7 protein-coding genes are annotated in these 12,067 nt (G+C 58.3%); 5 read left to right on the forward strand and 2 right to left on the reverse strand.

Annotated elements, in window-relative coordinates; translation table 11 throughout:
* The first annotated feature begins 54 nt into the window (after positions 1-54).
* The 4 genes from NG895_RS24640 to NG895_RS24655 all read left to right on the forward strand — a co-directional run bounded on the left by NG895_RS24640 (position 55) and on the right by NG895_RS24655 (position 6,756).
* Entirely contained in the window at positions 55-2,292 is a 2,238-nt protein-coding gene (locus tag NG895_RS24640; RefSeq protein WP_252855211.1) for a glycoside hydrolase family 2 protein, read from the forward strand.
* 173 nt (positions 2,293-2,465) lie between these two features.
* Positions 2,466-3,908, forward strand: coding sequence for a mandelate racemase/muconate lactonizing enzyme family protein (locus NG895_RS24645; RefSeq protein WP_252855212.1), 1,443 nt, complete (start codon positions 2,466-2,468; stop codon positions 3,906-3,908).
* A 100-nt stretch (positions 3,909-4,008) separates the two neighbouring features.
* Entirely contained in the window at positions 4,009-5,151 is a 1,143-nt protein-coding gene (locus NG895_RS24650; RefSeq protein WP_252855213.1) for a serine hydrolase domain-containing protein, read from the forward strand.
* A gap of 303 nt (positions 5,152-5,454) precedes the next feature.
* The gene (locus NG895_RS24655) at positions 5,455-6,756 is read left to right on the forward strand and encodes a sigma-54-dependent transcriptional regulator (protein WP_252855214.1); all 1,302 of its coding nucleotides are present in this window, start codon (positions 5,455-5,457) and stop codon (positions 6,754-6,756) included.
* Between the two features lie 7 nt (positions 6,757-6,763).
* On the opposite strand, the gene NG895_RS24660 is transcribed toward NG895_RS24655, so the two are convergent.
* Entirely contained in the window at positions 6,764-9,640 is a 2,877-nt protein-coding gene (locus NG895_RS24660; protein WP_252855215.1) for a serine hydrolase, read from the reverse strand.
* Positions 9,641-9,714: 74 nt separating this feature from the next.
* Positions 9,715-10,641 carry a sugar phosphate isomerase/epimerase family protein gene (locus NG895_RS24665; protein WP_252855216.1) on the reverse strand — a complete coding sequence of 309 codons (927 nt, stop codon included), beginning with the start codon at positions 10,639-10,641 and terminating at the stop codon, positions 9,715-9,717.
* Positions 10,642-10,899: 258 nt separating this feature from the next.
* Between NG895_RS24665 and NG895_RS24670 the strand changes: the two genes are divergently transcribed.
* Positions 10,900-12,066 (forward strand): AraC family transcriptional regulator, encoded by a 1,167-nt coding sequence (locus NG895_RS24670; protein ID WP_252855217.1) that lies wholly within the window; start codon positions 10,900-10,902, stop codon positions 12,064-12,066.
* The last annotated feature ends 1 nt before the right edge of the window (position 12,067 follow it).

Here is a 12,067-nt window from a genome sequence, read left to right on the forward strand (position 1 = left end):
AGTGGGACACCTCGAATACCGGTCGCAGCAAACCGATGGTTGGAGTTGGACAGCATGAACATTACCTATTCGAACTTCTTGAAACCGGCATGCCTACTGGCGCTAGCGGCTGTTCCCTTCACCCAGCTTACGGTCTGCCGGTCGGAGGAAGTCAAGAAACTGCGAACTCGCTGGGCCGACGAAGTGACGCCCGATAACGTCCTGTCCGAGTACCCTCGCCCTCAACTTCGCCGCGGTCAGTGGTGGAATCTCAATGGCCCGTGGGAGTACGCCGTCCGGCCGGACAACGCCGAACAACCTCAGAAGTACGACGGCGAGATTTTGGTGCCTTTCGCCATCGAGTCGCAGCTCAGCGGCGTTGAGAAGTACGTGGGCTATGCCGAGTTGCTATGGTACCGTCGCAGCTTCTCGCGACCCGAGATGGACGATGGCGAACGGTTGCTACTGAACTTCGGAGCTGTCGACTGGCTGTGCGAAGTATGGGTCAACGGCAAGAAGGTCGGCGAACACCGGGGTGGCTACGATCCCTTTACCTTCGACATCACCGATGCCACGGTCGAAGGCGACAACGAGCTTACCGTGGCCGTCTGGGATCCCACCGATGGCGGCGCGCAGCCGCGGGGCAAGCAGCTCCGTCGCCCCCACGGAATCTGGTACACCTCGGTCACTGGCATCTGGCAAACGGTTTGGCTGGAAAAAGTCCCCAAGTCCTACCTGAGCGAAATAAAGATTGTCCCACACGCCCTGCAAGGCAGCGTCAGTATTACTCCCCGAGGCCCAACGGACGAAGTAGTGACCATCGTCGTCCGCGACGGCGATCGCCAAGTCGCCACCAGCACCACGCGAATGGGAATTACGGCCACCCTCGACCTGCCCAATCCAGTCCTTTGGAGTCCGCAGCAACCGCATCTGTACGACATCGAATTGACCACCCTCAGTGGCGACCGGGTCGAATCGTACTTTGGGCTCCGCGACGTCTCCGTTGCCAAGGATAGCGATGGCATCAATCGCCTGACACTCAACGGCGAGCCGCTGTTTCAATTTGGCGTGCTCGATCAGGGGTGGTGGCCCGATGGATTATACACTGCGCCAACGGACGAAGCACTTCGCTACGACCTGGAGGTGGCGAAGCGACTAGGCTTCAACATGATTCGGAAGCACGTCAAGGTTGAACCCGCCCGATGGTACTACTGGTGCGACAAAATGGGACTTATGGTCTGGCAAGACATGCCCAGCGGCGATCGGTACATCGGGGGAAGCGAGCCCGATATCACCCGCACGGACGCCTCGGCGGACAACTTCGAACGCGAACTGCGACGCATGGTACATTCGCTCTACAACCATCCATCCGTCGTGATGTGGGTACCGTACAACGAGGGATGGGGACAGTGGGACACCGTGCGCATTTGCCAACTGCTCGATGAATGGGACAACACGCGACTGGTGAACAACGCCAGCGGCTGGACCGACCGCGGCATGGGAGACGTGCATGACATCCACCGTTATCCCGGCCCCGCCGTACCTGAAGAAGATGAACTGCGAGCTTCCGTACTCGGCGAATTTGGCGGACTTGGGCTTAGCGTACCCGAACATACCTGGCGCGAGGTGCAAAACTGGAGCTACGTGCCCGTCGAGAACGAGGAGGAATTACTCGAGCGTTACCGCAAGCTTCTGACGGAGGTGCGCTACCACATTGGCAAAGGACTGGCGGCGGCCGTCTACACCCAGATCGCGGATGTGGAGATCGAACTTACCGGCATCCTCACTTATGACCGTGAGGTGTGTAAACTACCCGATTCGGTCAGAACGCTCACCGAACTACTCTACAAATCGACAGCCGAGATCGTCGACGTCGTACCAACCTCGGAACAAAAGCCGCAAACTTGGCGGTACACGTTTAGTAATCCTGGAGAAGACTGGCAGCAACCCGACTACGACGACTCGTCCTGGAGAGCTGGGCAGGGGGGCTTTGGTGGCAACGAGGTTCACAACGCTCAACCCCGCACCGGATGGACCACAAGCGACATTTGGATTCGTCGCAGTGTCGATGTCTCATCCAAGGACCTCTCTCGACCTACCCTCAGGGTGTATCACGACGAGGATGCCGAAATCTACATTCAGGGCAAACAAGTCGCATCGCTTGTGGCCTACACCACCGAGTATGTCCACGTTCCGCTAAATGAGGATGTGGTAGAGTTGCTCAAACGTGGCCCGGTAACCATCGCGGTACATTGTCACCAGAGCCTGGGCGACCAGTTCATCGACGTGGGCATCGTCGATTTTGCCCCCTGATCGACGCGCAACCCTCGGCCGGACCTTTGTAGAATTCTGAAATCCTGAACACAGAATTGGGGAATCGGATTGGAGTCGGCGGCAGCCGACCATCTAATGGCATCCGCATGGACGTCGTGCGTTCTGGCTCCTGCGTATCGCCCATTTCGTTTCCCCTTTTTTGGTTCCCAAGTTTGTCCTTAAAACGCTCCACGACCGACACCCACTCAACCCGGCCAACCGATGTCCGTGTTGTTGCGGTCGAGCTTTACTATCTGCCCGTTGAAACACGCGTACCACTGAAGTTCGGTAGCGAAACGCTCACCTCGGTTGTCTGCGCACGCGCCCAGGTCACCGTGGAGGATGCACGTGGACAGCGGGCCATTGGGTGGGGCGAGACGCCTCTCAGCGTGCAATGGGTGTGGCCCTCGAGCCTGTCGTATCAACAGCGACTGGCAACAATTCAGCGTTTCTGCCAACGCCTGGCGGAACAACTAGTCGAGCACGACGCGGTCGGCCACCCGCTGGAATTGGGACATCGATTCCAGCAAGAAGTCCTCGAGCCCGAGTTGGCATCCGAGCAACAAACCGCGCCACCTGGAGCCGCAATTCCCCTGCTCGCGGGACTGTTGTGCTGCTCGGTGTTCGATGTGGCCGTCTACGACGCCTACGCCAAGCTGTGCGATGCGTCCGTGTGGGACGTGCTGGGCTCCGCTCACTTGAGCAGCGACCTGGGGTGTTTCCTCACTGCCGCAGAGGGCGAACAGCTCAGTTTCTCCGGCCGCTACCCAGCGGATTTTCTGAAGAAGCCTGCCGATCAGTCGCTCACCGCTTGGCACTTAGTGGGAGGACTCGATCCCGTTGTGCCGAGCGACCTGATCGGCAACGAACCTGACGATGGGTACCCGGTACTGCTGTCAGAATGGATCGATCATGACGGACTCCAGGCCCTGAAGGTGAAGCTGCGAGGAAACGACGCCGATTGGGACTATCGTCGACTGATACAGGTTGGCCAGGTGGCACTTACACATGGTGCAACAAGCCTGACGGCGGACTTCAACTGCACTGTGACGGATCCGCAATACGTCGTCGAGGTGCTCGATCGACTCGAGCGTGATGAGCCAGCAATCCACGAAGCCATCCTCTACATCGAACAACCCTTTCCTTACGACCTGGAGCGTTACCAGCTGGACGTGCGGCCGGTGTCGCAGCGCAAGCTGCTATTGATGGACGAATCTGCGCACAACTGGCAGCTCATCCGACTTGGAAGGTCGCTCGGATGGACCGGCGTGGCCCTGAAGACCTGCAAGACACTCACCGGTGCGCTGCTGTCGCTGTGCTGGGCCAGGGCACACGACATGCGGCTGATGGTTCAAGACTTGACCAACCCGATGTTGGCCCAGATTCCACATTTGCAACTGGCTGCCAACTGCCATACGCTGTTAGGGGTCGAGACCAACGCGATGCAGTTCTATCCTGCGGCCTCAGAAATCGAGGCGCAGGTGCATCCAGGTATATATTGCCGGCAGAACGGCCGCGTGGATCTATCGACCACCAACGGCACAGGTTTCGGGTACCGTGTCGACGAGATAGCCCGCCCGCTGCCCGATCCTGCCTGTTGTTTCGAGAGCGTGTAAGAAGCACCGCCCCTGAGCCGGCACCATGCGTGGCCGGCGGTCTCTGCCCTTTTTAGCGGAGCCCGAACATACCCCTTCATTCTTGACCGCGAGACACGTGATGCAGAAACGCTACTCCTTGCCTGGACTGTTGTTGTGCCTTTCGGTTGCCTGTTCTTCCCGGGCGGCAGAAAACCCCATAACGCCAAGTGAAGCCAAGATCGATCGAATGGTGGAACAGTTCATCGAGCGCCGTGGAGTACCCGGCATCTCGGTGGCGCTGGGTTCTAGCGACGAGGTCCTGCTGGCCAAAGCCTACGGTCTGTCCAATGTCGAACACGAGGTACCAGCCACCACCGACACCGTGTTCCGCACCGCATCGATCTGCAAGATGTTCACGGCGGTGGCTATCCTGCAACTCGCTGAACAGGAGAAGCTTGATCTGGACGAACCGGTAGCCAGCTACTTTCCCGAGTTGGATAAGAACGACTGGACTTTCACCACCCGACAGTTGCTGGGACATCTGGCTGGTGTACGGCACTACAAGTCGTCGAACGAGCCCAGGTCAACTCGATACTTTCCGGACGTTCAATCCGCGTTGGTCACGTTTGTTAACGATCCGCTGTTGCACGATCCAGGCTCGCAGTACAAGTACACGACGTTCGGCTACAACCTGCTAGGAGCGATTGTAGAACGCCAATCGGGTCAGGATTACGCCGACTACATCGACCAGCATATTGGTAAGAGGGCCAGCATGCCCAACACGCAGGTTGACAACCACTTTCGCATTATCCCTCACCGCTCCGCGGGATACATGCGAATGCAGCGCGAGGACAACGCTCCCATGTCGCTGCGACGAGACTTCAAACGGGGCGAACTCTGCAACGCCGCACTGCACGACACCAGTATGAAGGTGCCTGGAGGAGGAATGCTTTCGACACCAACAGACTTGTTTAATTTCGCTAAAGCTCTGCTCGGTGGAAAGCTCGTCACCAAAGAGACCATGCAGGAGATGTGGACCGAGCAACAAACCAGCGATGGCGACAAGACATCGTATGGACTGGGATTTCGCCTCTATGACGACGACCAAACCAAGCTGACTGGTCACAGTGGTGGACAGTGCGGTGTATCGACTCAGCTGCTGATGAATCCAAAGACCGGCAACACCGTGACCGTAATGTGCAATCTGGAAAACACCGAGTTGTACCCGCTAGCTTTGAAACTGCTGAATGCCGTAGATCAGGAGACCAACCCCTCCGACTAGACGCCCCGCCCCCGAGGGGGAGAACCGCCATGAGATTCGCAACGTATTTCCCACAAAGGATTTACGACTATTCGCGGTGTTTTTCCACAAAAACAATCCAAGCTGGTGGCTTGCCGCAGTTTCGATTGAGGTTATACTCAACCTCCTGTTAAACTAGGGTATATAGGGAAATGCTACGGCCGCTGTGCGTCGACGCGGTCTCAAGCGGGGGAGCCGACTCGCAATATGACAGCTATCGCTGTTCTTTTAACTACCGATCCGGCACTAGGTCGTTGCCTTCAGGAAGCTATCTCACAATGGGGGATGCTCCACCTCGAGTGGCTCACCTCGATAGAGCAGACCTCGCACCTTACGAACAATCGTCTGGCGATTGTCTTCGCGGACTACGCTCGTGGCAAGGAAGAGCAACTGACAAGGGCGTTGCAGTTCGCCCGCGCGCATCCTTCCCAACCAGCGGTAGTAGCAATCACCGAGGACTTCCAGCCTGCCCAGGCATCGTCTCTGCTTAAGCAAGGTGTTGCAGATTGTTTGACCTGGCCGCTTGATGTGCCGCGTCTGGCGATGCTGACCGACTACCTAGTCTGGCGGAGCTATCAAACACCACCTGCCAGTGCTCCGCCCTCCAAGACGACGCCGCGCCCCGCAAAAGGTGAACTGTTGGTCCGATGGCCGAATGAGGTTGCCCAGCGAATAGAACTGCTCGCACCTCAAGACACCACCGTGCTGATTGTGGGTGAAACAGGTTCGGGAAGAACACAGGCCGCCCGTGAGTTACATGCACGTTCACCGCGCCGCAACAAGCCGTTGATCGTGGTCGAATGTATGTCGCTGTCTCCTACCCTGCTTGGCAGCGAACAACATGGCCAAGCTATGGCCGACACGCAAGGCGTTGAACATCATCTTGCCAACCGACTTCAAGCGGCCGGTGATGGAACGCTGCTACTGGAAGACATCGACGTATTGCCGCTGAAACTGCAGGACTACCTGTTTCGCGCCATCGAACGTCGTTTCAGTAAAACACAGAACTCCGAACTGGTTCCACTGCGGGCGCGCATTATCGCCACCACGCACCGTGGCCTGGAATTGAAGCGGCGGGCCGGCAAGTTCCGCGACGATCTGTTCTACCACCTCAATGCGACAAAGCTCGGTTTGCCGAGCTTGACCGAACATCGTGAATTGATCGCTCCCGCGGTCGAACAAAGCATCGAACAGGCATGCTCACGCCATGGCGGCGCAGCGCCGCAGGTCGATCAACTGGCCATGCGGGCAATGGTCGCCTACGGCTGGCCTTCGAATCTGCGGGAGCTTCGCAACGTGATTGAACGCGCCGTAGCGCTTTGCAGCGATGGCGTAATCCAGCTGGAGAATCTTCCTGCCGTGGTGGCCAAATCGCTTTCGGTGCCGCGCCCTGCTCGCAGGGCGCGAGACGGTTCGAACTTGGAATCATCTCGCCAGAATGCCGAAATGCTGGCAATTTCCCAGTCATTGGCCAAGAACGGCAACAACCGCTCGAAAACCGCCGCGGATCTCGGCATTAGCCGTGTGACGCTGTACAAGAAGCTTCACAAGTACGGGTTCATCCAGCTACCCGATGGGGCAGGCTGAACTTCTACTACTCATAGTTCTCATACAGGTCCGTGTCGGTCGCCACTGGCACCTTGTCGATTGCGGCGTTTAGCAGTCCGGTGGCGTCATTCACCAAGTTACTCGACGTGGCTGTCTTCCGCGAATTGAACAGCACGGCGAAGTTCCGGCCATCCGCCCGCCGTACCAACTTGGTATTGGTGCCAGCCAAAGCACCGCCGTGCTGCTGGTAAAGCGGCTTACCCTCCTCGTCGCAAATAATCTGCCACCCCAAGCCATAGTAGCTGTCGAGAGGATTTCCCTGCTTGTCGTATCCAGCCCGTCCGTCCGGACGAGCAAGGATCTCCGTCACCGATTCAGGCTTCAGCAGGGGGCAGTGCTTGGGATCGTTCAAGGCATCCGCAAACCGTACCAGATCAATCGCCGATGCAATCCACGCCCCGTGCGAGTCCATCGATTCCAGGTACCAAGCTCCATAAGGTGCGGGCACACGCTGGAAGAGGTTCTCAGCGTAAACCGATCGGGTGACCGTGGGCGAGTAGTAGCGAACTTCGCCCTGCTTGCGGCCATCGAGGTGCGTTGCGCCGATCACCATGTCGTTCACGCCTATCGGCGCCAGCACGTGCTCGCGGACGTACTCTTCGTAGGGCATGCCGGTCAGCTTTTCGATCACGCGACCCAACAGGCAATAGCCATAGTTGGAGTAGGCGTACCGCTCGCCAGGAGCAAAGTCGAGTGGTAGGCCCAGCATCGAGCGAATGATCTCGTCGTGGCCCGCCGGCGAAGGTGTGCCCAGCGCCCGTGCAAATCGTACGGACTGGAACATCCCATCGAACGACTCATCGCGGTCCCAGCCGCCGCGGTGCTGCAGCAGTTGGCGAATGGTGATGTCCTGCTGGCGCGCGTCAAGTTCGGCGCCCTGCTCCAGGTGGGGTTCGTACTCGGTGAGAATCGAGAAGACGGGCGTGTCGAGGTCCAGCTTCCCTTCGTCCACCAGTTGCAGTGTGGCAACTCCTGTGATGGGTTTGCTGACGCTGGCGATACGATACAGGTTGGTGGGAACGGCCTGCTCTTTCTCGCCAATGTCGGCGTAGCCAAAACCTCGGGCGTAAACCAGTTGCCCATTCTCGGTAATCGCCAAGGTTGCGCCGGGCGCCCGGTGTTCGGCCAGGAACTTCTGCATCACTTCGTCCAACGCGGCGTAGTTGTCGTCCCGCTCGCCAGTCATCACGTTATAGGGAGCCTTTTCACGATCGTAGCCGGGCCCCCGCAAGACGTATCCAGGTCTGCGGCGGGTCATCTTGCCGTTCTCCAGCACTAGCTTGCCGTTGACGAGAACGTGTTGCATTCCATTGGGCATGCTCCGTGGATCGGCCGGCGTTGCGGTTTCTTCCACTTCATCCAGATCGAACACAATGACGTCGGCAGCTAATCCCACAGCAATGCGACCACGGTCGTGCAGCAACACCTCGTTGGTGGCCACGGCACTGGCCTGGGCCACGGCTCGCTCCACGGAGATGGCGCCAAGATCGCGAACGAAATGCGACAACAACCGCGGGAACGCCCCATGCGAACGTGGATGGGAGACACTGCGCGACTGCGAAGCGGGGCCGACATCGGTACAGAACGAAACAAAAGGCTCCTGCATCGCCCGAATAATATTAGCCTGCGACATCGTAATCGGCATGGCGAACGCACTCTCGGGCACCAGGTTAAAGAAAGTGTCCCAAGGATCTTCGCCGGCGGCTTCAGCAATCTCGGCGATGCTCTGGCCATGCCACTTGGCGTACCGCTTGCTGTTCGAATTGCCGATCATCACGCGGTTCCAGTCGCTGCCAGCATGGCGGTACCAGTTCTCCCAGCCGTCGGTCTCTTCCATTTCCTCCCGAATCTCCGCCCGCAACGACTCGTCGTCCAGGCGGCGAAAGAGCTTACCGGATCCCTGGCTGAAATGGCGGGGGTGGATCAAGGCTTCCAGTCCGAGGCCATTAAACTCGTAGGGGTAAATGTCAGCAGCGACCTGCCGGCCTTCGGCACGAGCTTCTTTGATCTTGGCCAGAGCCAGTTGCATCTTGCCCCAGTTCTGTTTGCCAGCCGCCTTGAGGTGATAGATATGGACTGGTGTGCCCGCCTTTTCGCCGATCTCGAGTGCTTCGTCGATGGCCTCGAGCAGTTGGTCGCCCTCGTTGCGCATGTGCGTGTAATAACGACCACCGTATTCACCCGCCACCGAACACAGCGCGGCGATCTCGTCGGTCTTGGCGTACACGGCCGGAGGGTAAATGAGTGCTGTGGACACTCCAATCGCGCCGGCTTCCATTGCCTCGCGGACATGCTGTTTCATCTCCTCCAGTTCATCCTCGGTGGGGCGACGGTCCACTTCGCCCACGACCAGCCGTCGCACCTGCGTGTGCCCCACTGTCTGCACCACGTTCACCGGCAGACCGCCGAGGTCGAGCAGTTGGAAGTACTCCGACATGTTCTGCCAACCAACCTGGGCCGCGCGATCGTCAGATAGCGGCGCTTCGCTGGAACCTTCGCCCGCGTTGATCGTCGTGATGCCTTGTTGCAACAGGTTCTCTGCCGTCCGCCGATCTTCTAACATGGGCGTAGCGGTCTGGCCCATCATGTCGATGAATCCCGGCGCGACGATCGATCCGGTGGCGTCAATCGTCTTCTCGGCATCCGCTGCGTCCAGCCGACCGATGGCGACGATCTTACCGTCGCGAATTGCTACATCGGCGATGTACCACGGAGCCCCTGTTCCATCGACTACACGCCCTGACTGAATCAGCACATCATACTTCTTTTCGGCAAGCACACTTCCGGCAGTCAGCGTCATGAGACCACCGAGGACAAATAGCAAGGTGAAAACTCGCAGGCGGGAGAGGTTCGCGTCAAGCATGGTGCTCCACAGGGGATGATAGGAAAGGCTGCATCCGGGTGGGTTGGGTACAGGATGCGGGGCGGGGGAAGTGGCTAAAGCCACTGTTTGAGTTGTTGGAGGTCGTTGGCCAGAGCCTGCATGTTTTGCTTCGTGCCGGCTTGCTCCAGGTATTCGACGTGGATTGAGTAAGGACACTGAATGCCCGATGCCTTGTGCATGGCAAAGAACTTGGGATCGATACGCCCGTCGCCCAAAGGCACATTTTGTACCTTCTTGCCTTTCCAGACAAAGTCTTTGACAAACACGGCGCCAATGTGAGGCTTCATCAAATTGTATTGTACAGGCCAAGACAAACCACCTTCGACGGTCGCGTGCCGGATATCGAATGCACTGCCGATCTCGGTGGGATCAATGCCATCCAGCAAGTAATGGACATCCCACACCGGTGCCCCCACAAAATTGGCTCCTGAGTGATTTTGGTAAACGGCTGTCATTCCCAGTTCGCGATTCAGTGCCGCCAGTTCTCGCAAGCGCGTTCGGATTTCGTCAAGCTGCTGGATGATGTCCTGCTTCAAGTCGTATCGATAGAAGCCCATGCGATATTTCTTGATGCCCAAGCCGGCACCGGTGCGGAGGACCCGTTCGCTGAGCGGTTGATCGAGCCCCAGTACATCGGTCGTCATAATGGTGACCTGGATGCCCGCCTTTTGAGCCGCTTCGACCAATTGTGGAAGATGCTCTTCTACACGCTGCGGGTCAACATGCCCACCTTTGCGGACAGTCGACTCGATGCCATCGTAGCCAATCGCCGCAATCTGCTCGGCAAGGGCATCGTAGCTGAGCGACTGCACAAACTTGATGAAGGCGCAAATGATCGGCGTCCGGCTCTCAGCTTCGGCGGCTCCGGCAATCGAACGGGGCAGCACCGCAGCGGCCGATAGGGCAGCGGCGCCACCTAGCCAATGCCGGCGGTTTATCTGCTGAAGCGTGTTGGGGGTATCTCGGGCTGCTGGGGACATTGGGAAAATTCCTTCGGGGGATCTTTTAGCCTAAATGGCAACTCGGCCGACGACGACGGAAGTATGCGCACTCACGCTGCGTTTTTGGGCCTGGAATCAACTTTTGACGTATCTGCCTCTACTCGTCGATCCGCATTGACGGAATCGAATGCCAAAAAAATGCAGCAATTTCAACGTTTTTTTGGTATCCCGGGTGAGAAACCCGTTATTTTCGTCATTAGCTATCAGGGGGCAAGATTTTGACAAGCGGATATTGAGATGGCGAAAGTACCCCACGTTGCGTTGCTGATAGAAACTTCCCGCGAGTACGCTCGAGGCCTGCTCAGGGGCGTGGCCCGCTACCAGCAAGAGCATGGGCCGTGGTCGATTTACTTCGAACCGCACGGCCTGGACGACGCGCCGCCCGAGTGGCTTACTGAGTGGAAAGGCGATGGCATCCTGGCCCGCATCAATAGCCAGAGCACGGCCGACACTATTCTGTCCACCGGCATCCCCGCGGTTGATGTCCGCGGTGCGCTACCCGATTTGAATATTCCCTTCATTGGCGTCGACAACCGGCCCGTGGCGGAATTGGCGTACGAACACATGCGCAACCTGGGGCTCCGCCACTTTGCCTTCTGTGGCACACCGCGGGGTGAAAATCCCAATCAGGACTTCCGCTGCGACTACTTCGTGAAACTGGTCGAGCAGGGGGGGCAAACCTGCAGCACTTGGTTGGGTGAACAACAGAAACAGCGGGCCCACACCTGGGAGGAGCAACAGCAGGAGATTGCCGCCTGGCTCGAACAATTGCCCAAGCCCGTGGGGATCATGACCTGCCATGACGATCGCGGACAGCAGGTCCTTGACGCCTGCCGCCGCGCTGATCTGTCGGTGCCCGACGAAGTGGCGGTGATGAGCGTGGACAACGATCCCCACCTTTGCAACCTGTGCACGCCACCGATGTCGAGCATCGACGTGAACCCTAGCCGTATCGGTTTTGCGGCGGCCGAGTTGCTGGGACGTCTAATGCAGGGCGAACAGCCAGAGCAAATGCGAACGTTTCTTGGTCCGCCACGCGGCATCGCGGCACGTCGCTCCACCGAAATGCTGGCCATCGACGACGGCGACGTGGCCGACGCCATTCGCTACATTCGCGAACACGCCACGGAAGGAATTCGCGCAAGCCAAGTGGTCTCCCGCGCAGCGAAGGCACCAAGCACCCTGGAGCGGCGATTCAAGAAGACCTTGGGCCGAACCATCAAGGCGGAGATCACGCGCGTGAAACTGAGCCGCGCAAGGCTATTGTTGACCGAAACGGAATACGCCATTTCGACCATCGCAGAGCGGGCCGGCTTCGCCGAGGCAAAGTACTTCTGCGAAGTATTCCGCAAGCACCACGGAGTAACAGCTACCGAGTATCGTCGACGATTCCGCGACGAATGAC

The sequence above is a fragment of the Aeoliella straminimaris genome, assembly GCF_024054565.1.
GTDB lineage: Bacteria > Planctomycetota > Planctomycetia > Pirellulales > Lacipirellulaceae > Aeoliella > Aeoliella straminimaris.